This is a genomic window from Streptomyces sp. NPDC091282 (assembly GCF_044757385.1).
Taxonomy (GTDB): Bacteria; Actinomycetota; Actinomycetes; order Streptomycetales; family Streptomycetaceae; genus Streptomyces; species Streptomyces gramineus.
The window spans coordinates 561,738-585,417 of record NZ_JBIVUX010000005.1; the positions used below are offsets into that span (position 1 = coordinate 561,738).

A 23,680-nucleotide genomic window follows, 5' to 3' on the forward strand; every position below is an offset into this window, starting at 1 on the left:
CGGCGGCGCGACGCCTCACACGGCCAGCGTGCCGCCGTCCACCGGGACGGTGGCGCCGGTCACGAAGGACGACGCGCCGCTGCACAGCCACAGCGCCGCCTGCGCCACCTCGACCGGCGCCGCGAACCTCTTCTGGACGGCCCGCGCGAAGAACGCCTGCTCCACGCCCGGCAGTTGCTCGACCACCGACTCCATCATCTCGGTGAGCGTGCTGCCCACGGCCAGGGCGTTCACCCGGATGCCCCGGTCCCCGTACGAGGCCGCCGCGGCCTTGGTGAGGCCGATCACCGCGTGCTTGGCGGCCACGTAGGGCGCGCCCACGCCGGTGGCGATGAGCCCGGCCACGCTCGCGGTGTTGACGATCGCGCCGCCGCCGGTGCCGAGCATGGCGCGGATCTGGTGGCGCATGCAGTTCCACACACCCCGGACGTTGACGTCCATGACGGTGTCGTAGTCGCTGTCCCGCATCTCGTGCAGATCGGTGCCGAGCGTGGCGTGACCGGCGTTGTTGAAGGCGGCGTCCAGGCGGCCGAACCGGTCCACCGCCGTCTCCACGACCCGTGCGACCTCCTCGCCGCTGCGCACGTCCGCGGTGACGTAGGCCGCCCGGCCGCCCTTGGCCTCGATCTCCTCGGTCACCGCGGCGAGCTGCTCGCCGCGGCGGGCCGTGAGCACGACGGCCGCGCCGTGCTCGGCGAAGAGCCGGGCCGCCGCCGCGCCGATACCCGACGACGCTCCGGTGATCATGACTACCCGGTCCCGCATGACGCACGCCTGTTCGATCATGAAGCCCAGTCAAACAGGCGTCCGGCGAACCGGTCAGCCGGATGGGACAGCCGTTACCGGCCAACCTGCCAAGAACGTTCCGAGCTGCCCGTTCTCCGGATCTCTTGGTAATTTCTTGACCTATGGTGGTGCTGTCGCGGGCCGTCCGCGGCACACGGGGGACGGGAGGAGGGGTGGGCGCGGATGGCGCGACAGGAGAGGGCCGAGCAGACCAGGCGGCGGATCGTAGAGGCGGCCGCCGCCGAATTCGCCGAGCACGGCTACGACGGCACCTCCCTGCACCGGATCGTCAGATCCGCCGGTGTCACCATGGGTGCGCTGACCTTCCACTTCCCCAGCAAGTCGGCCCTGGCGGACGCCGTCCAGGAGGCCGGCACCACGGCCACCCGTGAGGTGATGCGCCACTCCGCGCCCGTACCGGGCCTGCAGGGCGTGCTCGACGAGGTGCTGACGCTGGCCGACGCCCTGCGCACCACGCAGTGCATCCGCGCGGCCGCCCGGCTCACCCGCGAGGGCCACGCCGCCGACCACGGCTGGTACGGCACCTGGGTCCCCGGCCTGCGCGAGGCGCTGGAGCGGGCCTGGCGCGAGGAGCGACTGGACGGCGGGCTGACCCCGCTGGCCGCGGCCTCGCTGCTCTCGCACGTCCTGCTCGGGGTCGAGGCCGCGGTCACCGCCCCGCAGGCGCTGCGCAGCATCACCGGCGACGGACCCGAGGAGGGTCTGGCCCAGGCGCTGAAGGCGCTCGGCGCGCTGCTCGTCTCCTCGTCCGCCGCCGCTCCCGGCGACGGCTGACGGTCTCCGCGCGCTCCGCGAACGGGCCGCGTCCCGCCCCCGGTTCCGCTCACTGAACGCACCGTTCCGGACACGTGGCGTACGAGCGCGCCGGGCGCCCTCCGTGCCCACGGGGGAATTTCCGCGCCCGGTCCGCGCCCCTGGGCGCCGCTCCCGTCCCAGCTCAGCGATGCCGCCCCCGGCTCCGTGCGGCCCTCCCCGCCGCCGCGGGGCCACGGTCGGCCCTGGAAACATAGAGAATGTTCTGTATATTTGAGCCGGACCGGGGGAGAGGAGTCCGTCATGCATCCGGCCACCGAGCACGACCCGCCGGCCCAGCGGCTCTTCGCCCACCTGCCGCGGGCCGACCAACGGCGCTGGGCCGGCGTCTACCTGAAGGGGCTGCTGGCCACCCAGGGCAAGAAGTCGCTGCGCCGCATCGCGGCCTCGGTGACGCCGTCCCCGACGGCACCCCAGTCCCTGCAGCAGTTCGTCAACGACAGCGCCTGGCCCTGGCGTCCGGTCCGCGCCGAACTCGCCCGCTGGGTCGCCGGGCACACCGCCGCACACGCCTGGACGCTCTCCCCCGTGGTCATCCCGAAGCGGGGCGAGCTGGCCGCCGGCGTCCACCGGCGCTTCGTGCCCGCCCTGGGACGCACCGTCAACTGCCAGCTCGCCGTGGGGGCGTTCCTCTCCGGCGACCTGGGCGACGTCTCCGTGGACTGGCGGCTGTACCTGCCCCGGCGCTGGACCGAGGACGCCGCGCTGCGGCACCGCGCCCGCATCCCCGAGGTGACCGGCCACGCCACCGCGGCCGAGCTGTGCCTCGCCCTCGCCGACCAACTCGCCCGGATCACACCCCAGATGCCGCCCGTGGTCGTCCGCACCGACGGCCACATCGACGCCGTGGCCGTGCTGGAGGGACTCGGGGCGCGCGGCCTGGACTGGATCGTGGCCGTCCCCGGCACCCTCCCGCTGACCCCCGCCCCGGCCGCCGACCCCCACCAGGACGCCGCGGCGGCCCTTGGCGCCGTTCCCGCGGCCGACCTGCTGCGGCGCCGCGCCCGGCCGTCCGCCACCGCCGCCACCGCCGACCCCGCCCGGCCCCGGCTCGGCACCCTGCGGGTGCTGCTGCCGGCCGGCACCGGGTCCGCGCTGCTGGTCGGCGTCTGGACCACCGCACGCGCCGAGCCCGACCGGGTCTGGCTGACCAACCTGTCACCGTCCCGGTGCGACCGGGCCCTCGCGGTCATCGGCTCCGCCACGGCCGCCCGGGTCGGCGTCACCGAGGCCGAGCTGGGCCTGCACGACTTCGCCGGCCGCTCCTATCCGGGCTGGCACCGCCACGCCACGCTGGTGTCCATCGCCTCGGCGCACCGCAGGCTCGGGCACGAGGTGTGCCTGGCCCCGGGCGCCGGCTGACCGCCGTACGCCGGCCGACGGCCCTTCCCCCCGCACAGCACCACGGGAGCACCGCGCCCCGCAGGGCTCCCGCCGACCCGTTCGCCCGTACACCGCTCACCGGGCGGTGACGCCCAACCTTGAGGAGGGGCTGTGGAGTTCCGTGTCCTCGGACCGATCGACATCCGCGTGCAGGGGCGTGACATCACCCCCAGGGCGCCCAAGCAGCGGCAGGTGCTCGCCCTGCTCATGGCGAAGGCCAACCACCGGGTGTCCGTGCCGGCGCTGCTGAGCGAGGTGTGGGACGGCGAGCCGCCGCGCACCGCGACCACCGCGCTGCAGACGTACATCGGGGCGATACGCAAGGCGCTGGCCGCCGGCACCGGCACCAGCGCCCGCGAGATCGCCGACCACCGGCTCGTCACCGACGGCAACGGCTACGTGCTGCGCCTCGGACCCGACGAATGGGACAGGCCGCACTTCGAACGGCTGGTCCTGGAGGCCCGCGGCCTGCTGGACAAGGGCGAGGCGTACGCCGCCGCCGAGGTGCTCGGCACGGCGCTCGCCGTGTGGCGCGGGGCCCCCTTCGGCAACGTCCGGCACGGCAGCGGACTCACCGTGCAGGCCAGAGTGCTGAACGAGGCGCACCTCGCGGCCTGCGAGGCGCGGCTCGACGCGCTGCTGCTGAGCCGCCGCTTCCAGGAGGCCGTCGGCGAGGCCGTCGCCCTGGTCGCCGAGCACCCGTACCACGAGAACCTGCACGCCCGGCTGATGCGGGCGCTCTACGCATCCGGCCGCCGGGCCACGGCGCTGGAGGTCTACCAGTCCCTGCACCGCCGTATGACCGACGACCTCGGCATCCCGCCGTCGCCCGCCACCACCACCCTGCACCACGTGATGCTCCAGGACAGCCCCGACCAGCGCTACCTCACCGCCGCGGGCGCGGGCGCCCTGCACTGAGCCGCCGCGCCCCCGGTGGCGCGGCGCCGCTCCGGCGGCGGCCTCAGGTGCCCGGCGCCCCGTCCGTCCACAGACTCTCGACGGCCCGCGCGGGGCCGCCCACCGCGCGCACCCGCTCCATGGCCACCTGGACGAACGCCCGCAGCCTGGCCGTCTCGTGGCCGGTCGGCCACACGAACGCGTAGTCGATGCCCGGGGCGTCCGTGAGCGGCCGGAAGACCAGGCCGGGACGGCTGTAGTAGTGCGCGCCGGCGGCCGCGACCGGGGTCACGCCCTTGCCCGCGAGGACCAGCGAGAGCGCGTCCTCCCAGTGCGTCATGGCCTGCCCGTGCGGGATGGGCCGGCCCGACGGCGTCTGCCGCGGGAAATGGTGGTCCAGCCAGTGCGCCGGCACGTTCCCGGCCACCGTCAGCAAGGTCGCCTCCGCCAGGTCCTCCACGCTCACCGACGCCCGGCGTGCGAACGGATGCGTGGACGACATCAGCAGCACCCTCGGCTGCGACACCAGCACCGGACCCAGCGTCAGATCGGGTTCGGTCACCGGCGGTTCGGTGACCTGCAGCTCGACGTCTCCGGCGCGCAGCGGACCGTAGGGGTCCGAGATCTGCACCTGCCGTATCTGCACGTCCACGCCCGGATACCGGCGCCCGAACACCTCGGCGACGCTGTGCAGCAGATGGCCCGTGAACGCCCCCGAGAAGCCGATCCGCAGCGAGCCGGTGATGCCCCGCCCGGCCGCCATGGCCTTGGCGACGGCCTCCTCCAGCGCCCGCCACGCGGGAGCCAGATCGTCCCTGAGCTGCTCCCCGATGGGCGTGAGGGTGACCTGACGGCTCGTGCGGTCGAACAGCTTCGCGCCGACCCGGCGCTCCACCCGCGCGATGGTCTGGCTGACCCGGCTCTGCGAGACGCCCACGCGCTCCGCCGTCCGCCCGAAGTGCAGCTCTTCCGCGAGAGTCAGGAAAATCTCGATCTCCTGGCGTTCCATGACCGGTTGTCCCGCGCCCCTCACTTCCGCGACCTCGAACGATGAGTCCAGCGAATCGATCGTTGCACAGAACGTCCTTGTTGCGCAGGTCCCCCGATTCGAAGCTGGAGGAGCCAGCGAGATCATCAGGAAGGACCGCTCATGGCCGTCACCGAATCCTCTCCCCCCGCCAACACCACGCACGAGGCCACCGCACCTCCCGCCGCCGCCGGCGTCTTCGGGACACGTGAATGGCTGGTGCTGATCACCCTGTGCTGCGCCACCTTCATGTGCGGCCTGGACTTCTCCATCGTCACCGTCGCCCTGCCCGACATCGGCAACGCCCTCGGCTTCTCCTCGGCCGGCACCCTCCAGTGGGTGGCCACCGCGAGCCTGCTGCCGTCGGCGAGCCTGCTGCCCCTGTTCGCCCGGGTCGCCGACCTGATCGGCCGCAAGCGGCTGTTCACCCTCGGCGTCAGCGTCTTCACCCTGTTCTCGCTCGGCGCCGCCCTCGCGAACAGCCCCGGCGTGCTGATCGCCACCCGCATCGGCCAGGGCACCGCCGCCGCGATGATCGCCCCGTCCGCCATCGCCCTGATGACCGGCTACTTCCAGGAGGGCCCCAAGCGCGCCCGCGCCCTGGGCCTCAACGGCGCCGTCATGTCGCTGGGATTCGTGCTCGGCGCGCTCGGCGGCGGCGTGATCACCAACGGCTTCAGCTGGCGCTGGACCATGGTCGCGCTCTGCGTGATGGGCGCGCTGGCGCTGGCCGGGGCGCTGGCCCTGCCGACGATCGACGAGTCCCGCGCCGCCCACCGGATGGACATCCCGGGCGCGATCCTGGCCACCCTCGGCCTGTTCGGACTGGTCTACGGCATCTCCACCGGCGGTGACCAGGGCTGGACCCGTCCGGCCGCGCTCGGCCCGATCCTCGGCGGCCTGGTGCTGCTGGGCGCGTTCCTGCTGGTCGAGCGGCGCCACCCGGAGCCGCTGGTGCCGCTGTCGGTGCTGAACCGGCCCACCGTGAAGTGGTCGGGACTGTTCGGCGTCATCACCTTCGGCATGTGCGCCGGTACGACCGTGCTGCTGAGCCTGTACATGCAGGACGTGCTGGGCTTCACCGCCCTCCAGGCCGGTCTGAGCTACCTCGGCGAGGGCCTGGCCGCCACGCTCGGCGGCATGTACGTCGCCCGGCTGCTCGGCCGGTTCGGCGGCGTCAAGGTGCTCGCCGCGGGCCTGCTCATCCAGGGGGTCGGCACGGCCGGGATGTTCGCCCTGCCGGTCCACGTCAACCTGGCCGCGCTGCTCGTCACCTCGTCCGTCATGGGGCTCGGCCACGTCTTCAGCGTCGTCTCCTTCATCACCGTGATGACCACCGGCGTCACCGAGCAGGACCAGGGCGTCGTCGGCGGTCTGTCGCAGCTGCCGCAGTACGTGGCCGCGATCGGCGTCTCGGGTCTGAGCGCGATCGCCGCCGCCCGCACCAACGCCCTCGCGTCGGGCGCCACGCCGTCCCGCGCCGACATCCTGGGCGGGCTGCACGCGGGCATGGTCACGGCCGGTGTGGTCGCTCTCGCCGGCGCCCTGCTCGTCGGTGTCGTGCTGCGCAAGCGGACCGCTGCGTAGGCCGTCCCGTGCCGGGCCTGTGCCACTGCCCGCCGGAAGGAACCGTCCGCGCACCCGGCTCGGCCGCCCGCCGCCACCCGGCGGACGGCCGGGCCGTCCCCGTTCCCGAGCCGCGCCGGGCACCGCCGCCCACGAGGAGACCAGCCGTGACCGACAGCCGACTGCGCAGGCCCTCCGCCGTGCGTACGCTGCGCGTGGGGGAGATGAAGGTCAGCTACGTGCCCGACGGCGCGATGCTGCTGAAGCCGGCCGGCACCCCGCCCGCGGCCGTCGACCGCCACTGGGACAGGTACGGCGCCCACCTCAACGACACCCGCCGGCTCGTCGCCAACACCGGCGGCCTGCTCGTCGAGCACGGCACCCGGGCGCTGCTGATCGACGCCGGGTTCGGCCCGCGCGCGGTACCGGAGGACCCCGGCCACCCCGACCGCGGGGCGGTGCACGGCGGCTCGCTGCCCGGCAATCTGGCCCTGCTCGGGCGGGCGCCCACGGACATCGGGACGGTGGCCTTCACCTGCCTCCACCCCGACCGCGTCGGCTGGGCCCGCGTCGACCCGCCGCTGTTCACCCGGGCCGCCTTCGTCATCCCCAAGGCCGAATGGGACCACCGCGACCCCGCGGCGGCGGCCCTCGAATCCCGGTCCCGGCTGGTGCTCGCCGGTGACGAGGTCTTCCCCGGCGTCCACGCCATGGCGCTGCCCGGACACACCGGCTACGTCATCGCCTCCCGCGGAACGCGCCTGCTGGCCTTCGGCGACGCCCTGGTCTCCCCGCTCCAGATACGGCACCCCGAGTGGTCCGCGATCTCCGAGGCCGATCCCGCGGGAGCGGAGCTGCGCCGCCGCGAGCTGATCGCCGAACTCCTGCGCCCGGACACCGTCGGCTTCGGCATCCGCTTCGCGGACGTGGTCTTCGGCCGGGTGCTCCCGGACGGCCCGGACGCCGTCTGGCATCCGCTGTGAGCACCGTGCGCGGGGCGGCCCCTTCCTAGGAGTAGCTCCAGTCCATCTCGCTCTGCTGGACCGGTTCCCTGATCACCACCAGGCGCTGGGCGTCCTCGTCCCAGATGCTGACGGAACCGGTCTCGTCGTCGACGTAGGTCACCTGCCCGATGCTGTCGACCTGCCGGGTGTAGCCGGGGAAGTCGGGGTACTGCGCGGTTCCGGTGGACGTTCCGACGTCCGCGATCGCGTAGGTGCGGGCGGCGCTCGGTGCGGTCAGGGTCCTGGAGTAGCCGCCCTGCGAGGCGCCGCCGCCCGTGCCGGACATCGGCACGTCGTCGTCGTACACCGGCCCGGACGCCTGGCCGTCCGGCACGTTGGCGGCCTCCACCGAGTTGACGAGACGGGTGAGGGATCGTTCCGCCATGTGCAGCATGCGGGCCATCGAGGACACGGTGTACTCGTTGCTGAGCGCGGCCACGGTCTGGGCGAGGGCCTCGGGCATGTACCTGGGCTCGATGTGCGACTTCTCCTTGCCCTTCTCCCTGCGGCGCCACTCGGAGCGGAAGTAGTCGTCGCCCTCCATCACCGACTTGATCGTGCTCCAGCCGGAGGACTTCTCGTTCATGGACTTGCGGCTGGGCTTGGACGACTTCTTCTTGCCCGAATCCGCCTTCTTGTCGGCGTACCTGCCCTTGTCCGGCCTGCGGGTGACGGGCGCGCCCGCCTCGCGGCCGTCGCGGGCCTCGTGGCCGGTCCGGTCCTTCACGTACCGGTAGAGGGCGGACTTGATGCCCTCCATGCTCCGCTCGCCGTCCACCTCGTGGATGATCTCGGCGAGTTCCGGACGGCTCGCCCGCGCCGTCTCCTCCCAGTACTTGAAGAGGTTCTTCTTGTCCTCCGGCGTGCCGTTCAGCCAGGTGTCCTGGATCTGCCGGCGGTGAGCGGGGTCGGTGATGATGCGGTCGGCGCGCAGCCTCGACTTGATCTGGTCCGAGCCCTGGCCGACGCGGGCGGCCCCGGCCTCCGTGCCGGCGATGTCCTGCTCGCGCGTGTAGGAGGAGAAGACCGGCTTCCCGTGCTCGTCCGTGTCCATCTCGATGTCGCTGAGGGACGGGGTCCGGTAGTTCCGGCGGGAGGCGAGCCCGGCGTCCACGACGCTCTCCGGCCCGTTGTTCTCGTAGGCGTCCCCGGGCGGCTGCATGCGGGACAGGGCGGGCGTGGCCGGCATCTGCGACGCCAGGTGCAGCATGTAGCGCTTGAAATCGGGGTCGTTGACGACGTGCGCCTGGTGCCGGTACAGGTTCTCGAGCGATTCCCAGTAGTAGAAGCCGGGGTTCGGGTCGAAGTCGAGGTTCCCGAACCCCGCCGTGCTCCGGTAGTACTCCAGGGCCGCGGTGCAGCAGAGGCAGCCCCGGTACCGGCCCATGATGGCGTGCTGGCCCCGGACCTCCTTGGGCTTGATCCCGGACCGGTGCAGCGCCAGCAGCAGCTTCTGCTCGGCGTGCAGCAGCGCCTTCTCCTCCTTGAAGGTGAGCAGGAAGATCGAGCCCTCGAACTGATCGCTGGTGAGCAGCGTGTGCAGATGCCGATCGCTGACGTCCACCAGGGCCACGGGCTTGCCGTAGCGCTTGCGCAGGGTCTCGGCGGTGGCGTCGTCCGCTCCGCCGCGCTGGCCCGCCATGACCGCCTGGGTCTTGACGTCGGCCCGGTTCACCCGGTCCGAGTACTCCCGCGCGTCCGGTCCCGCCATTCCCCGTTCCCGGCCTGCCGTGCTCTGGTGCGTCGACACCAGGTCGGCGTAGCCGTCCTTGCTGCCGTCGGTCGTGAACCCCTTGAGCGCGTCCATCGACTCGTTGTAGTTCGAGGCGAAGAGCAGCCGGTTGTTGATCAGCATGCCCTGGACCTCGCGCTCGCGGTCGTCCCTGGCGCCCTGCTCCTCCTGCACGCCCGCGACCGCGTCGTACACCAGGAACGCCTGGTGGGACAGGGTCTGCGAGGTCTCGTCGTCCTCCATGGAACGCGCGTACCGGCGCCGGACCTGGTCGGGGCCCTGGCCGTGCCGTCCGCCGCCGTAGGCCTTCTTCCACTTCTCCTTGACGGCCTCGTCGATGTCCTTCGCCGTCTGCCGGGGCGTCTTCTTCTTGTCGTCCTTGCCCATGCGCTGCACGGGAGCCGTCCCCGGAGCGAGCAGCCGTGCGACGGCGTGGTTGCCGGCCGTGCCCTGCAAGGAGCGCATCCGGGCCAGCACGGGCCCGGCGGCCGACCGCTGGACCGTCCAGGCCGGTGCGGCCCCGTGGCCGCCCGCGCCCGCCGACGGCGCCGTGCGGGCGCCCGCCGCGAAGGCCGCGCCGTCGGCCGCCGCCGTCCGCTCGGAGTCCTGCCCGGGGTCGGTCACGCTGAGACCGGCGCCGTTGTCGGCGCCGGTCTCCCGGACGCCCCTCAGGTTCTTGTCGACGTGGCCCAGTTCGTGGCCCATGACCTCCTTGTTGCCGGCCATGCCCGGCCCCAGGAAGACATGCGCGCCCACCGTCATCGCCTGCGCGCCCAGCGCCTCGGTGGCCCGCTGCGCCACGTGGTTGTCGTGGATGCGGGCGCTGGAGAAGTCGTTCCGGTAGAAGGAGTCCGCCTCGGCGCGCAGCGCACCGGACAGCGGCCGGCTCGGCGAGGAGATGGCGGACGCCAGCAGCGCGCTCTGGGCGGCGGGGTCGGCGCCCTCGCCGCCGTCGTGACCGCAGCCGGAGCCGTGGACGTGCCGGTCAGGCCCGGCGTCACGGGCGACGACACCGGGATCCGCCAGGCGCTGGAGCGAGGTCAGCTCCGCGGAGGTCAGCGGGCGTGGTGCGGGCGGGACCGGGGCGGAGGCCCGCTGCCGGGCGCCGGGCGCGCCCCCGTCCGACTGCTCCGACCGCGACCGCATCTGTGTTCGCCTCCGCGTGGCTGGGGGATCATGTCCCGTTCATCCATGCACGCGTGCCGCGGCGGCGCAAGGGCCCGCCGTGCGCGATTCCGGGCAGAGCCCGCTGCCCTTGTGGGCCTTCGGGCGGTGCCGTTCGCGGCGGCGGCGCGGTCCGGCCGGTCCGCGCGCGGAGGGGTTCCGGCGCCCGCGACGCCCGGCACGGCCGGCAGCCGTCCGGCCCCCGGAGGAGTCCGGCCGACAACGGAGGCTGCCGTGACCGTGCCGCGGGTGCGCCCTACTTGCTGACGGCGAAACGCATCAGGGCCAGCTCGTCCCCCTGCTTGATCTTTCCCGTCGTGTTGATCACCTCCAGCTTCCAGGTGCCGCCGACCCGCATCGCCTTGGCGACGGCGCAGCCGTTGTCCTGGGTGAGCAGGCTCGGCCAGATGTCGGCGACCTGCTGGGAGCTGCCGCCGGTCGCGTCGTACACCTTGAAGCTGATGTTGCGCGCCTTCTGGAAGGAGCTGCCCTTCTTGTAGGCGGCGGCTATGAACACGATCGACGTGATGTTCGGCGGGATCCGGCCGAACTCGACGGTCACCGTCTCGTCGTCGCCGTCCCCGCGCCCGGTCTGGTTGTCGCCGCTGTGGACCAGCGAACCGTTGCCCATCGGGTCGAGCGAGTCGAGACCCGCGAGGCGCACCGGGTCACCGCCCTGCATGGCGACGGCGATCAGGTCGAGGTCGGTGCCGGTCTTGCGGCGGATCTTGCCGAGCACTCCGCCGGTGCTGCCGGCGGTGGGGTCCCAGGAGACCCCGAGGGACAGATGGGTCACTCCGTCCAGGTCCGCGGGACCGTCTTCCTTGGTGAGCGTGATCATGGGTGGCGCATCCTTGTGTCGGAGGGACTACAACACGCAGAGTGTGCCCGCCGCCCTCGCGGTTCCGTAGGAGGGGTCCGCCCACCGTGCTCGTCCCGCCCCGCCGAGCGGCGTCCTGGGACGGTGGCCGCGTACGGTGGGGGGCATGGCGCCGCCGCTTCCGGGACCGCTGGCCCACCTGGCTCCGCTGCTCGGCCACTACGGGTACTGGGCCGTCGGCGCCGTCGTCCTCGTGGAGGACTTCGGCGTGCCCGCGCCGGGGGAGACGATCCTGATCGCCGCGGGGGTCTACGCGGGCGCCGGACGGCTGGACATCGTGGCCGTGGCGGCGATCGCGTTCGCGGCGGCCGTCGTCGGGGACAACATCGGCTATCTGATCGGCCACACCGGCGGGCGGGCCTTCGTGCACCGCTGGGGCCGGTACGTGTTCCTGACGCCGGAGCGCTTCCGCACGGCCGAGGAGTTCTTCGTCCGGCACGGCGGCAAGATCGTCACCGTCGCCCGGTTCGTCGAGGGGCTGCGGCAGGTCAACGGCATCATCGCGGGCACCAGCGGCATGCCCTGGCTCCGTTTCCTCGCCTTCAACGCGCTCGGCGCCGCGCTGTGGGTCGGCCTGTGGACGAGCCTGTCCTATCTCGCGGGCACCCACATCACCGCGATCTACGACGAGATCAGCCGCTACCAGCTCTACGCGCTCATCGCTCTCGGCGTCCTGGCCGCCGCCCTCGTCCTGCGGCGGGTGCTGCGCCACCGCCGCCGCGACCGGCAGCAGGACTGACCCGGCCGCCCACGCCCGCGCGGGCGACACCGCCGCGGACATGCGAAAGGGCCGGCCACCGAGGGCCGGCCCCTTCGCAGGGCTGTACGGGATCAGATCACCATCGGTACCAGCGTCCCCGGCCGCCTCCGGCATTGGTGGAACGCATCACGAAACCGAGCAGCCACAGCACGAGCACGACGATGGCCACCCACCACAGCACCTTGACGGCGAAGCCGACGCCGAAAAGGATCAGGGCGAGAAGCAGAACAAGAAGCAAGGGAACCATGTTTATCGACCTCCTGGCCCTCCGAGTGCCCCGCCATTTCACCGTCACTCCCGATCAGTGCCTGGTTTGTGAAGGGAAAGTGTGGGCATAGGCTTTCTTCCCTGGCAGCGGGCGGTCCTTTCAGGAGACGATCCCGTACGGCCCTTCGCAATTGTCCGCCGGAACTCCGTTCTGTCCCGTCCCCTCATGAATGCGGCGACCCCGGGTAAACGACAGGGAGAACGACGGCGACAGCCTGCGACGAAAAGACAAGGACGACCCACGGGAAGAGTTCTATGGTCACCCCGCTGAAGACTCGGGCATCGGACGAACAGGAACCCGCGGCGCCCCTGCGGTACAGCACCGCGTGGGACACGGCGGCCGCGTCGGTCACCGACGCCCGCGCGGCCGTGCGCGCGCTGCTGGACCGGGCCGGTCACCCTCCCGGCCACCGGCCGAGCCAGGACGCCCAGCTCATCGTCAGTGAACTGGTCACCAACGCGCTGCGTCACGCGCCAGGTCCTGGCGGCCTGGCGCTGGAGGTGTCACCCGACACCGGCGTACTGCGCATCGCCGTGCGGGACAGTTCCCCGCAGCCGCCCGTACTGCCCGAGCACGACGCGGGCCGGGTCGGCGGACACGGCCTGCACCTGGTGATCCGGCTGTGCGGCAGGCTGCAGACCGTCGTGCACGACACCGGCAAACAGGTGGTCGCGCACTTCCGTCTGCATCCCGCCGCCGCACCGGAACCCGGGATTCTCTAGGGCGTGTGCGGACCCGGCCTGGGGCATGCGGATTTTCCAGGGCATGCGGGAAGGCCCTTTCCCGCGCCGGACCGGGTGGCCCGGGACCGTGCGGGAAAGGGCCGTCTCCGTCAGGTGAGCATGCCCTCGCGCAGGCGGGTCAGGGTGCGGGACAGCAGCCGGGAGACGTGCATCTGGGAAATGCCCAGGCGCTCGCCGATCTGGGCCTGGGTGAGTTCCTCCACGAACCGCATGTGGATGATCTGGCGGTCCCGCTCCTCGAGTTCGGCGACCAGCGGGGCCAGCGTGTGGAAGTCCTCGACCAGTTCCAGCGCGGTGTCCTCGGTGCCGATGAAGTCCTGCAGCGCGCTCTCGCCGTCCTCGCTGCCGCCGATCGCGGCGTCCAGGGAGGCGGAGTTGTAGCCGTTGGCCGCCAGCCGGGCCTCGCGGACCTCGTCCTCGGGCAGGCTCATCAGCTCCGAGAGTTCCTTGACCGTGGGCGTGCGGTCGAGGCGGCTGCGGAGTTCCTCGGTGGCGCGGGCGAGCTGGACGCGCGCCTCCTGGAGCCGGCGCGGGACGTGCACGGCCCAGGTGGTGTCGCGGAAGAAGCGCTTGATCTCGCCGACGATGTACGGCACCGCGAAGGAGGTGAACTCGACCTCGCGGGAGAGCTCGAAGCGGTCGATCGCCTTGATCAGGCCGATCATGCCGACCTGGACGATGTCCTCCATCTCCTCCGCGCCACGGCTGCGGAAGCGGCCGGCCGCGAAGCGCACCAGGGACATGTTCATCTCGATCAGCGTGTTGCGGGCGCAGCTGTACTCGGGCGTGCCCTCCTCCAGGACCGCAAGCCGGTCGAAGAACAGCTTCGACAACTCCCGCGCGTCCTTGGGCGCGACCTTGGACGGGTCCGCGATCTCAGGAACGTCCGCCCTCTGCCCGGCGGTCTGAACGGTCGTCGTCGGCATGCTGAGCCCTCCCAGTCGGTCACCCGTGTCGTGTCCTCGCCGGACCGTCGCCCGGCACGCACGCGTATACCCGGGTCTCCGTCAGGCATTCCTCATTTTATTGTCACGGGTTTCCAGGACCGGTGCCCCGGGTGCGCCTGGATGGCCCTGTCCTTCGGGGGCACCCGGTACGGCATGGCTACTGGATCGGTAACGGCAGGCGGACAGGATCGAGTTCGCCGTGCGGCGAACAGCAAGGCGGTCGACGTGGCCGCCCGCGCGGGCTTCGTCGCCCGCGGGATCATCTACGTGCTGATCGGGGTGCTCTCCCTGCGGATCGCGTTCTCCGGCGGAGGCGAGCAGGCCGACCGGGGCGGCGCGATCGCCGAGATCGCCCAGAAACCCTTCGGCACGGTGCTGTTGTGGCTGCTCGGCATCGCCCTGGCGGGGATGGCGCTGTGGCGGCTGTCCGAGGCCGCCTTCGGGCAGGCGGGCCCCGACGGCGACAAGGCGAGCAAGCGGGCGATGGCGGCGGGCCGTTGTGTCTTCTACGGGTTCGTCGCCTACTCCGTGCTCTCCTTCGCGGCCGGGGACAAGGGCAGCGGCAGCGGGAGTTCCGACAAGAACTCCCAGGACGTCACGGCGAAGGCGCTGGACTGGCCCGGCGGGCAGTGGATCGTCGGCGTCGCGGGTGCCGCGGTGACCGCCGCCGGCCTCTGGATCGCCGTCCGGGCCGTGATGCGCAAGTTCGAGAAGCACCTCAAGATGCAGGAGATGTCGGCGCGGATGCGCAAGGCCGTCGCCTTCTTCGGGGTGTTCGGCGGTACGGCCCGGGGCATCGTGTTCGCCACCGCGGGCGGCTTCGCCATCGCCGCGGCCGTCCAGCACCAGCCCGGCAAGGCCAAGGGCATGGACGACACCCTGCGCACGTTCGCCGGCACCCCCGCGGGCCCCTGGCTGCTGGCGCTGATCGCCGTCGGCCTGATGGCGTTCGGGGTGTTCTCCTGGGCCAACGCCCGCTGGCGCAAGGTCTGACGGACGGCTCGGCGCGGCCCGCGCCGGACGGCATTCCACGGCCCGCGGCCGGTCACCCGACCGGTGCGCGGGCCGCGACGTCCACCGGCTCCAGACGGCGCATCCGGCCCCGGCCGCGCCGCAGCAGCGGCCGCTCCAGCAGCGCGTACGAGGCGAGGGCCACCGCGAGCGTCGCCGCCAGGCCCGCCGGGAGCAGCAGGCCGCCCGGTACGCCGAGGTCGTGGAGGAGCCGCAGGACGGGGTAGTGCCACAGGTACATCCCGTAGCTGAGGTTGCGGCCGATCCACGCGGGCCCCGACAGCGACAGCAGGCGGGAGAGCGGGGACCGCGGGCACAGCTGAAGCGCGGCCACCACGCAGGCCGACAGCACGGCGGCGGCCAAAAATCCGGCCGTGTACCAGAGGGGGCTCCAGCCGCCGGTCTCGGTGATCGGGATCCGCCAGGCGATCAGCGCGAGGAGCGCGGCCGCCGGCGCCCAGAGCCGTCCCGCCCACCGGCGCAGCCGCTCCCGGCGGGGGTCGTCGGCGCGCAGCCGGGCCAGGACGAGGGCCAGCAGGGCGCCGACCAGGAGCTGATCGGCGCGGGTGTCGGGCCCGTTGTAGATGCGGTGCACGGCGGCGGGGTCCCACAGGACCGTCCGCCACAGCACCGGCAGCACGCACAGCGCCGCGACCGCGCCCAGCACCACGCGCGGAGCCGAGCGCCGCAGCAGCGCCAGCAGCAGCAGCGGCCAGGCGAGATAGAACTGCTCCTCCACGCCCAGCGACCAGGTGTGGCCGAGCGGCGCGGTGAGGTCCGCGGAGTCACCGGCCCGCACCAGGTTGACCACCGAACCCGCGGCCAGCAGCGCCGCCACCCACGTCCCGTGGAACAGCGGCAGGGGAAGGACCAGCGACAGCAGGGCGGTGACCGCGCACATCACCAGCAGGGCCGGCATCAGCCGCAGCCACCGCCGCCGGTAGAACGGCCACAGGCCGATCCCGCCGGTACGGGCGTACTCGGCGACCAGCAGCCGGGTGATGACGAAGCCGCTGATCGTGAAGAACACGTCCACGCCCACCGAGCCGCCGGGCACCAGGTCGGGCCGTACGTGGTAGACGATCACCAGCAGCACCGCGACGGTCCGCAGCCCGTCCAGCCCGGTCACCCGCCCGCCGCCGCCGAGCGCCGGTGCGAACCCCCGGCCGCCGCCCGCGCCCCGGTCCGCGGGCACGTCGGGCGGCGCCCCGCGCGCGCCGGATCCGAGCCGGGCGGTCCCGTCCGCGGTGCTCCGATGGAGGGTGCTCATGATGAGCGCCGTCTGCCCCCGCCGGCCGCGACCACACCCGTGCGCCGGTTCCCCGCAGGTCAGCGCCGTGGACCGGGCGGGGTCGCTACGGTGGGACGCGTGACTCGGGAACCGGGACGGCGGCGGTGGCGCGGGCCGGGTGCGCCGTCCGCCGGCGCGTTCGGCCCGGCGGTCGGGGCCCTCGTCGTGCCGGCGGTCGCGGTGGCGGGCGCGGTGGCGTCGGCGGCGGCCGGAGCGGACCGGCGGACGGCGCTGGCGGCCGGTCTGGCCGTGCTCCAGTTCGGTGCGCTGCGGTGGGTCCCGCGCCGTCCGGCGGCCGTGCTCGGCGTGACGGCGGTGACCGGCCTCGCGGTGTTCGCGCTGTTCCCGGCAGTGACCCTGACGGGCGCGCTGCTCGCCGCGCAGGTCGCGCTGTGCGCGCTGGCGGCGACGCGGCCCCGGCGGACCTCCCTGCGCGGTGCGGCGGCGCTGTGCGTGCCGGCGCCGCTCGCGCCGCTGGCCGGCGGCGGCCTCGGTCTGCCGCTCTACCTGCTGGCCGTCGCGCTGGCCTGGACCGCGGGGGAGCTGTACCGGACGCGGCGGGCCAGGGCGGCGGCGGAGACGCGGCGGGCGGTGGCGGAGGAACGGGCCCGCATCGCACGCGACGTGCACGACGTGGTCGCGCACACCGTGTCCGTGATGGTGATCCAGGCGAGCGCCGCCGAGGACGGTTTCACGGCCCGTCCCGAACAGGCCCGGCAGGCGCTGCGGGACATCGAGGCCGTGGGACGCTCGGCCCTGACCGAACTGCGCTGGCTGCTGCGGGCGTTCCGGGACGACGGGCCGGCGGCCGAGCCCGGCGCCGGGCCGCCGGGGCTGGCCCGGCTGGACGCGCTGGCGGACACCGCACGGGCGGCCGGTCTGTCCGTCGTCGTACGCCGGGACGGTCCCGGGGACGCCGCCGGGGACGGTCCGCCCGCTGCCGTGGACCTCACGGCCTACCGGATCGTCCAGGAGGCGCTCACCAACGTGCTGCGCCATGCCGAAGGCGCCGCCGAGGTGCGGGTGTCGGTGCGCCTCGGCGCGGCGGCGGTGGACGTCGAGGTGGTCGACGACGGCCGCCCGCGCCCCCGGCCGCGGACGGCATTGCCGGGCACGGGCAACGGCCTCACCGGCATGCGGGAGCGGGCGGCGCTGCTGGGCGGCAGCCTGCGCGCGGGCCCGCTCGACGGCGGCGGCTGGCGCGTGCACGCGACCCTGCCCACCGGGCACACGGCGGTGGCCGCCGGGGGCACGACACCGCCCGGGGAGGGCTCGACATGACGATCCGAGTCGTGGTGGCCGACGACCAGGCCCTGGTCCGTACCGGATTCCGCATGATCATCGACGCCCGGGACGACCTGGAGGTGGTCGGCGAGGCGGCCGACGGGGACGAGGCGGTGCGGCTGGTGCGCCGGACGCACCCCGACGTGGTGCTGATGGACGTACGGATGCCGGTCCTGGACGGCATCGAGGCGACCCGGCGGATCGTCGCCGACGGCGGTGCGGCCCGGGTGCTGGTGCTGACCACGTGGGACGTCGACGAGCACGTGCCGGCCGCGCTGCGGGCCGGAGCCAGCGGGTTCCTGCTCAAGGACATCCGGCCCGCCGAACTGGTCGACGCGATCCGGCGCACCGCCGAGGGAGGCCTGCCGCTGGCGCCGAGCGTCACCCGCCGCATGCTCGACCACCTGCTGCGCACCGCGCCCCGCACGGCCCCCGCGGAGGGGCTGGAGGGCCTGTCGCCGCGGGAGACCGAGGTGCTCACGCTGGTCGGGCAGGCGCTGTCCAACGCGGAGATCGCGCGGGAGCTGGACCTGTCGGAGGCCACCGTCAAGAACCACGTCTCCGCGGTGCTGCGCAAGCTGGGGCTGCGCGACCGGGTCCAGGCCGTGGTCGCGGCCTACGACCGCGGACTGGTCCGCCCGCGTCGCCCCTGACCATCCCGAAACGGGCGGCCGGCCCGGAAGGGGGCTCGTCTCCTCCCTGAGGATGACGTTCCCGCGCGCTGGGTCCCGGCGCCCATCGCGGGTCCGTCCCCGGGGCCGATCTGCGGCGGGCGCGCCGGGCCTAGCGTCGAAGGCATGACCGACGCGCTGCCCTACCGGATGTATCTGCTCGCCCACGACGCCTCGGCCCGCGGCCCCTACGACCGCCGCAGGACGGGGTTCCTGGTGCGGGCCGCCGTCCTCGTCGAACTCGCTCTGCGCGGGCATCTCGTGCCGGACGACGACGGCGCCGTCCGGCGCGCGGCCGAGGCCGCGCCGACCGGTGACCCGGTGCTGGACGAGGTCCTGCGGGAGGCCGCCGGCCGGCCGCACGGCTGGAAGACGCTCGTGCGGCGGCACCGCGAACGGACCCTGCGGGCCGTGGAGGACCGGCTCGCGGCCCTCGGCCCGGTCAGCGTCGACCAGCGCGCCGGCCCGTTCGCCCGCCGCCGCGTGACCGTGTCGGACCCGGCGGCCGTCCGGGCGCTCACCGCCCGTGCCGCGGCCGTCCTGCACGCCACCGGCCCGGCCGCCGAGGTCGACGCCGCCGACGCCGCCCTGGTCGTGCTGTCCGCGGCCGGTCACGTCCCGTCCGTCGCCCCGCGCCGCGACACCCGGGCCCACCGGGCCCGGATCGACGCCCTCACCGGACGGCTCGGCGCCGTCGCGCCCGGCCTGGAGACGGCGGTGCGCGGACTGCGGACGACCATGATCGCCGCCCAGGGCGGCATGGGCGGCAGCTGAACCACCACCGGCACCGACCACACCGCGACGGGGGAGACGATGCGCACGACCTCGAACCTACGACGACCGACCACGGTCCTGGCGTGCCCGGCCGCCGGCTGGACCGCCGTACCCGCCGGGCCCGCGGGCGCCGCGCAGCGGGTGCCCCGTCGTGACGGCCCGCGCCGCCGGTCAGCGCGGCACCGGCTCCGGCTCCCGCCCGGCACCGGCCAGGCGCCGCAGCAGGGGCAGCGCGTCGGTGGCGGTGCGGGCCCGCGCGGTGAGCAGGCGGGCGACGGGGGCGGGCAGGCGCATGCCGTCGCGCGGGACGGCGAGGACCCGCATGCCCGCGGCGGCCGCCGCGCGGATGCCGTTCGGGGAGTCCTCGACGGCGAGGCAGCCTGCGGGCTCCACGCCGATCCGCGCGGCCGCCCGCAGGTAGGCGTCGGGCGCGGGCTTGGCCCGCACCACGTCCTCGCCGCACACGACGGCGGCCAGCCGGTCGGTCAGGCCCAGGCCGTCGAGGACGGCGTGCACGAAGCGCCGCGGACTGGCGGTGGCCACCGCGACCGGGCCGTGCCGCTCGGCTTCGAGGACGAGTTCCAGCGCCCCCGGCAGCGCCCGCACCAGACCGGCGGCGTGCTCGCCGACCATCGCGGTGGTGCAGGCCTCGACGACGTCAGCGGCGTCGGCCGTACCGCCGCACAGGCCGGCGACGTACGACGCCCAGCCGCCGTTGCCGTGCAGCGCGGCGGTGTCCGCGGCGCTCCACCGGTGGCCGTGGCCGGCGCAGAACGCGGCGCAGGCGCGGGCCCAGCCGCCGGCGGTGTCGATGAGCGTGTCGTCCAGGTCGAAGACGGTCGCGCGGTGCGTCACGGCCACGCCGTCGCCCGGTCGCCGAGGTGCGGACGGGGCGCGAGCTGCTCGATGGAGATGAGCGTGAGCCCGTGCTCCGCGGCGAAGGCGCGCAGCCGGCCGGAGCGGGCCAGCGAGCCGTCGTCCTCGCAGACCTCGCTGATCGCGCCGACCGGCGACAGGCCCGCGAGCCGCAGCAGGTCGACGGCGGCCTCGGTGTGCCCGCGGCGTTCGGCGGTCCCGCCGGGCCGGGCCCGGAGCGGGAACACGTGCCCCGGGCGGATCAGCCCGGCGGGCCGGGTCCTGGGGTCGGCCAGGGTCCGCAGGGTCAGGGCCCGGTCCTCGGCGGAGATGCCCGAGCCGGTGCCTACCGCGTCCACCGACACGGTGTACGCGGTGGTGTCCGGCGGGCCCGCGCCGGTGTCCGGGGCGGGCGGGACCATCAGCGGCAGCTCCAGCCGGTCGGCGACCTCGGGCGCCAGCGGCGCGCAGATCAGGCCGCTGGTGTGGCGCACGAAGAAGCCGATGGTCCGGGCGGTGGCGAACTGGGCGGCCATGACGAGGTCTCCCTCGTCCTCGCGGTCCGCGTCGTCCGTCACGATCACGGGCCGCCCGGCCCGCAGTTCGTCGACGGCCGCGGCCACCGTGTCGCGCTCCGCGGGTGGCCGCGGCACCGAAACCGACGTCACAGGAACCAGCCCCTTCCCGGCTCAAGCGTTCCTGCGGGATGCATCGGCGGCCCGCGGCGCCGACTTGAGGCCGGGCACGGCGGCGCGTGCGGCACGACGGCCGCAGGCCGGGGCGTCCGGAGCGCTCCGGTGCGCCCCGGCGCTTCCGTACGGGCCGCGGGCGGCCGGCGGCTACCAGGCGAGGGCGTCCTGGGCGTTGTCCTGCCAGTAGGTGACGTTGGCGGCGCTGTTGAAGAAGACACCGCCGCCGGGCAGCGTCAGGGTCTTCTCCCCGTTGAGCGCGTGGCCGTTGCGGTCCGTGAAGATCACGCCGAGGGTCTTCTCCTTGGCGCCGCCCTCGCCCTCCGGGCTGGACGTCGTGATGCCCGCGTACGCCGACGCGCCGGGTTCGAGGGTCACGACGGCCTGCGGAGTGGTCTCGTCGGCCCAGGCCAGCGGCGCCTGGGCGTCGGCGCCGGCCCGCAGGAAGGGGGCGATGTAGGCGTAGCAGGGCTTGGTGCCGGTGTTGGTGGCCTTGAGCAGCAGGTGGTTGATCGGGCGGGACACCTGGGTGACCGTCAGCTTGGTGTTCGCCGTGGTGCAGGTGACGACCGAGGCGGCCTTCTTGGCGGTGGCGGCCGAGGCGGTCTGCGCGGTGGCCTGGACGCCGACGGCCGCGAGGGCGGCGGCGACGACCAGGGAGGAGGCGGCGGTGCGGGAGGCGAAACGGGAGCGAACGCGCATGAGAGAGCTGCTTTCTCTGAATATCCGGAAGATGCGGATCTGAAGGTCCGGACGCTGTCGTGCTCGGACGTTCAAAGCCTGTGCCGGGGGCCGTCCCGCGCGCCATCACCGACCGGCGGTTCGGGAAGCTGGAACGCGGACACCGACTCTGACCTGCGACGACGCGGTGTTCCTGGAACGCCTGACGGGACGGGACACGCTGGTGGGCGGCTCCGTCCCGGCGGCGGCAGGCCCTACGCTGATCCCCGTGAGGCAGACAGGCGCTCGGAAGGACGGTCGGCGATGACGCCCCTGAGCCCCGGGGACCCGGAGTCCATCGGCGGGTACACCCTTCTCGGCCGGCTCGGGGCGGGCGGCATGGGAGTCGTCTACCTGGGGGTCTCCGCCTCGGGACGGCGGGTCGCGGTCAAGCTCGTGCGCGGGCCGTACGCCGAGGAGGAGGAGTTCCGGACGCGGTTCCGGCAGGAGATCGCGGCGGCGCGCCGGGTGAGCGGCGCCTTCACGGCACCCGTCGTGGACGCCGACGCGGACGCCGAGCGGCCGTGGATGGCGACGCTCTACGTGCCGGGGGCCAACCTCGCCGAAGTCGTCGAGAAGAGCGGCCCGCTGAGCGGGCGTGAACTGCGCGCGCTGGGGCTCGGGCTCACCGAGGCGCTGCGGGACATCCACCGCGCGGGCCTGGTGCACCGGGACCTCAAACCGCGCAACGTCCTGATGACCGACGACGGTCCGCGCGTCATCGACTTCGGCATATCCCGCGCCGCGGACAACCAGAGCCTCACCACGACCGGGCGGATGATCGGCACCCCGCCCTTCATGTCGCCGGAGCAACTGGCCGCCCCGCGGGACGTCACCCCGGCCTCGGACGTGTTCTCGCTCGGCTCGCTGCTGGTCTTCGCGGCCGTCGGCACCGGGCCGTTCGACGCCGACAGCCCGTACATCACCGGCTACCAGGTGGTGCACGGCACTCCGGACCTCGCCGGGGTGCCCGGCGCGTTCCTGGCCATCGTCGAGCGCTGCCTGGACAAGGACCCGGCCGCCCGCCCGGAACTGACGGACGTGCAGCGGATGCTCCAGGCGCTCCCGGACTCCGACGACGCCCCCGCCCCGGTCCCGCACCCCGCCCCCGTACCGGACCCGGTCGTGGAGACCGGCACCGGCGCGGACCCGCGCCTCCGCCGTCGGACCCGCATGCTGCTCGCCGGCCTCGCCGCGCTGGTCCTCACCGTGCTGTGCGCCGTGACCGGGGTCCTCCTGTCCGGTCCTGACGCCCCCGCCGGGACCGCCGCCCCCGGCGCCACCGCCCGTGCCGCCGACCTGCCCGACGGCTGGCGGCCGTGGACGACGAAGCTGCGGTACGACGTGAAGGGCGTCCCGCTCGACTACGACAGCCCCGGCTGCGTGACGTCAAAAGACGCCCTGTTCTGCGGCGGCACGGGGTTCACGGCCGCCCGGGTCGACGCGGCCACCGGCCGTGTCCTGTGGCGGGCCGGCACCCGCCCGCAGGGGACGCGGCCGATCGGCGTCCGCGACGGCCTGGTCTACGTGTACGAGGATCCGGACGACAGGATCAGGCGCGTGGTGGCCCTCGACGCCGCCACCGGGCAGCGCAGGTGGCAGCGCGACATCAGCAAGTCCGAGCAGGCCGTCCCGTACGATGGCGGACTGCTGACCCTGTCCCCCGACTACGCGTCGTTCGTGGCCTACGGCCCGTCCGGCAAGGAGCTGTGGCGGGCGCCCTCGCTGGACGAGTACTGCACTCCGGTGGCGCTGGGCGGCAAGCCCTGGGCCCTGTGCTCACGGGGCACCGAGCCCGGACAGGCCCCGATCGAGCTGATGAAGCCGGAGGACGGCGGCTTCACCGAGGTCGCCACGCTCCCCGAGAAGGCGCCGGCGCTCGGCGCCGTCGGCGGCCGGCCCCTCTTCCTCGCCCCGCAGACCGCGAAGGACGTGTACGAATCCGGGTACGAGCGGCCGTACGACGCGCTGTTGCTGGTGTCCACGGAGACCGGGCAGGTCACCCGGACACCGCTCGCGCATCCGCTGACCGGCGCGGCGACCCTGGTGGACGGCGTCGTCTACTTCGTCCGCTCCGACGGGGTGGTCACCGCGGTGTCCGCGGACAGCGGCCGGCAGCTGTGGCAGAAGGTGACGGACGTGGAGAGCCTGTCCGCGCCCGCGGTGTCGGCGTCGCACCGGCGGGTCTACTTCGCCAACCGGTTCGGGCGGCTGCTGGCACTCGACAGCCGGACCGGAGCGGCGCTGTGGCGCACCTCCGCGCTCGCGGACCCCGGCGACAAGGCACAGGACTACCCGCCGCACGTCCTGCTCGTCGGGGACGCGATCGTGGCGACGGCCGGCGACACGGCCTTCTCCCGGGGCCCGGACGGCCCCGGCTGACCGGACGCGGAC

Annotated in this window: 22 protein-coding genes; 12 read left to right on the forward strand and 10 right to left on the reverse strand. The window is 74.0% G+C overall.

The features are described from left to right. Positions 1-15: 15 nt before the first annotated feature. Positions 16-786, reverse strand: a complete 771-nt coding sequence (locus ACIQOE_RS25930; protein ID WP_362640150.1) for a glucose 1-dehydrogenase — start codon at positions 784-786, stop codon at positions 16-18. Between the two features lie 183 nt (positions 787-969). Between ACIQOE_RS25930 and ACIQOE_RS25935 the strand changes: the two genes are divergently transcribed. The 3 genes from ACIQOE_RS25935 to ACIQOE_RS25945 all read left to right on the forward strand — a co-directional run bounded on the left by ACIQOE_RS25935 (position 970) and on the right by ACIQOE_RS25945 (position 3,921). Next, positions 970-1,581 (forward strand): TetR/AcrR family transcriptional regulator, encoded by a 612-nt coding sequence (locus ACIQOE_RS25935; protein WP_362640151.1) that lies wholly within the window; start codon positions 970-972, stop codon positions 1,579-1,581. Between the two features lie 282 nt (positions 1,582-1,863). Then, on the forward strand, positions 1,864-2,982 hold the full coding sequence (locus ACIQOE_RS25940; protein WP_401414001.1) for an IS701 family transposase: 1,119 nt from the start codon (positions 1,864-1,866) through the stop codon (positions 2,980-2,982). Positions 2,983-3,114: 132 nt separating this feature from the next. Beyond that, complete coding sequence (locus ACIQOE_RS25945; RefSeq protein WP_351317118.1) at positions 3,115-3,921, forward strand: AfsR/SARP family transcriptional regulator; 807 nt, start codon at positions 3,115-3,117, stop codon at positions 3,919-3,921. Between the two features lie 43 nt (positions 3,922-3,964). Here ACIQOE_RS25945 and ACIQOE_RS25950 read toward each other — a convergent pair whose 3' ends face one another. Continuing rightward, entirely contained in the window at positions 3,965-4,909 is a 945-nt protein-coding gene (locus tag ACIQOE_RS25950; RefSeq protein WP_363012803.1) for a LysR family transcriptional regulator, read from the reverse strand. Positions 4,910-5,050: 141 nt separating this feature from the next. Here ACIQOE_RS25950 and ACIQOE_RS25955 point away from each other — a divergent pair, with 141 nt between their 5' ends. Next, entirely contained in the window at positions 5,051-6,514 is a 1,464-nt protein-coding gene (locus ACIQOE_RS25955) for an MFS transporter (protein WP_362171301.1), read from the forward strand. A gap of 146 nt (positions 6,515-6,660) precedes the next feature. Next, complete coding sequence (locus ACIQOE_RS25960; RefSeq protein WP_351317127.1) at positions 6,661-7,476, forward strand: MBL fold metallo-hydrolase; 816 nt, start codon at positions 6,661-6,663, stop codon at positions 7,474-7,476. 25 nt (positions 7,477-7,501) lie between these two features. Here ACIQOE_RS25960 and ACIQOE_RS25965 read toward each other — a convergent pair whose 3' ends face one another. Both ACIQOE_RS25965 and ACIQOE_RS25970 read right to left on the reverse strand, forming a co-directional pair. Further along, complete coding sequence (locus tag ACIQOE_RS25965; protein WP_401414004.1) at positions 7,502-10,375, reverse strand: DUF4157 domain-containing protein; 2,874 nt, start codon at positions 10,373-10,375, stop codon at positions 7,502-7,504. A 274-nt stretch (positions 10,376-10,649) separates the two neighbouring features. Beyond that, a complete protein-coding gene (locus ACIQOE_RS25970; protein WP_362640159.1) occupies positions 10,650-11,234 on the reverse strand; it encodes a TerD family protein in 585 nt (194 codons plus the stop codon). 145 nt (positions 11,235-11,379) lie between these two features. Between ACIQOE_RS25970 and ACIQOE_RS25975 the strand changes: the two genes are divergently transcribed. Further along, positions 11,380-12,012, forward strand: coding sequence for a DedA family protein (locus tag ACIQOE_RS25975; RefSeq protein ID WP_351317136.1), 633 nt, complete (start codon positions 11,380-11,382; stop codon positions 12,010-12,012). Positions 12,013-12,109: 97 nt separating this feature from the next. On the opposite strand, the gene ACIQOE_RS25980 is transcribed toward ACIQOE_RS25975, so the two are convergent. After that, on the reverse strand, positions 12,110-12,280 hold the full coding sequence (locus ACIQOE_RS25980; RefSeq protein WP_351317139.1) for a hydrophobic protein: 171 nt from the start codon (positions 12,278-12,280) through the stop codon (positions 12,110-12,112). 275 nt (positions 12,281-12,555) lie between these two features. Here ACIQOE_RS25980 and ACIQOE_RS25985 point away from each other — a divergent pair, with 275 nt between their 5' ends. Beyond that, positions 12,556-13,023: an ATP-binding protein gene (locus ACIQOE_RS25985; protein ID WP_365560727.1), complete on the forward strand. Its 468-nt coding sequence runs from the start codon at positions 12,556-12,558 to the stop codon at positions 13,021-13,023. Between the two features lie 110 nt (positions 13,024-13,133). Here the strand turns inward: ACIQOE_RS25985 and ACIQOE_RS25990 are convergent, their stop codons facing one another. Beyond that, positions 13,134-13,970 (reverse strand): RNA polymerase sigma factor SigF, encoded by an 837-nt coding sequence (locus tag ACIQOE_RS25990; protein ID WP_351317145.1) that lies wholly within the window; start codon positions 13,968-13,970, stop codon positions 13,134-13,136. Positions 13,971-14,144: 174 nt separating this feature from the next. On the opposite strand from ACIQOE_RS25990, the gene ACIQOE_RS25995 reads away from it, so the two are divergent. After that, positions 14,145-14,984 (forward strand): DUF1206 domain-containing protein, encoded by an 840-nt coding sequence (locus ACIQOE_RS25995; RefSeq protein WP_351317148.1) that lies wholly within the window; start codon positions 14,145-14,147, stop codon positions 14,982-14,984. A 52-nt stretch (positions 14,985-15,036) separates the two neighbouring features. Here ACIQOE_RS25995 and ACIQOE_RS26000 read toward each other — a convergent pair whose 3' ends face one another. Then, the gene (locus ACIQOE_RS26000) at positions 15,037-16,272 is read right to left on the reverse strand and encodes an acyltransferase family protein (RefSeq protein WP_401414007.1); all 1,236 of its coding nucleotides are present in this window, start codon (positions 16,270-16,272) and stop codon (positions 15,037-15,039) included. Positions 16,273-16,371: 99 nt separating this feature from the next. Between ACIQOE_RS26000 and ACIQOE_RS26005 the strand changes: the two genes are divergently transcribed. The 3 genes from ACIQOE_RS26005 (at position 16,372) to ACIQOE_RS26015 (ending at position 19,022) form a co-directional block, all read left to right on the forward strand. Further along, positions 16,372-17,574: a sensor histidine kinase gene (locus ACIQOE_RS26005; protein WP_401414009.1), complete on the forward strand. Its 1,203-nt coding sequence runs from the start codon at positions 16,372-16,374 to the stop codon at positions 17,572-17,574. Further along, complete coding sequence (locus ACIQOE_RS26010) at positions 17,571-18,230, forward strand: response regulator transcription factor (RefSeq protein WP_351317154.1); 660 nt, start codon at positions 17,571-17,573, stop codon at positions 18,228-18,230. The genes ACIQOE_RS26005 and ACIQOE_RS26010 overlap by 4 nt, the downstream gene beginning before the upstream one ends. A gap of 144 nt (positions 18,231-18,374) precedes the next feature. Beyond that, entirely contained in the window at positions 18,375-19,022 is a 648-nt protein-coding gene (locus ACIQOE_RS26015; protein WP_401414012.1) for a GPP34 family phosphoprotein, read from the forward strand. Positions 19,023-19,193: 171 nt separating this feature from the next. Here the strand turns inward: ACIQOE_RS26015 and ACIQOE_RS26020 are convergent, their stop codons facing one another. From ACIQOE_RS26020 to ACIQOE_RS26030, 3 genes are all read right to left on the reverse strand, one after another. Then, positions 19,194-19,883, reverse strand: a complete 690-nt coding sequence (locus ACIQOE_RS26020; protein ID WP_401414014.1) for an HAD family hydrolase — start codon at positions 19,881-19,883, stop codon at positions 19,194-19,196. Continuing rightward, a complete protein-coding gene (ribB, locus tag ACIQOE_RS26025; RefSeq protein WP_401414016.1) occupies positions 19,874-20,545 on the reverse strand; it encodes a 3,4-dihydroxy-2-butanone-4-phosphate synthase in 672 nt (223 codons plus the stop codon). Before ribB ends, ACIQOE_RS26020 begins: the two co-directional genes overlap by 10 nt. Positions 20,546-20,716: 171 nt before the next feature. Continuing rightward, a complete protein-coding gene (locus ACIQOE_RS26030; RefSeq protein WP_365560709.1) occupies positions 20,717-21,268 on the reverse strand; it encodes a DUF4232 domain-containing protein in 552 nt (183 codons plus the stop codon). Positions 21,269-21,550: 282 nt separating this feature from the next. Between ACIQOE_RS26030 and ACIQOE_RS26035 the strand changes: the two genes are divergently transcribed. Then, positions 21,551-23,668, forward strand: a complete 2,118-nt coding sequence (locus ACIQOE_RS26035) for a PQQ-binding-like beta-propeller repeat protein (protein WP_401414018.1) — start codon at positions 21,551-21,553, stop codon at positions 23,666-23,668. Positions 23,669-23,680: the final 12 nt, after the last annotated feature.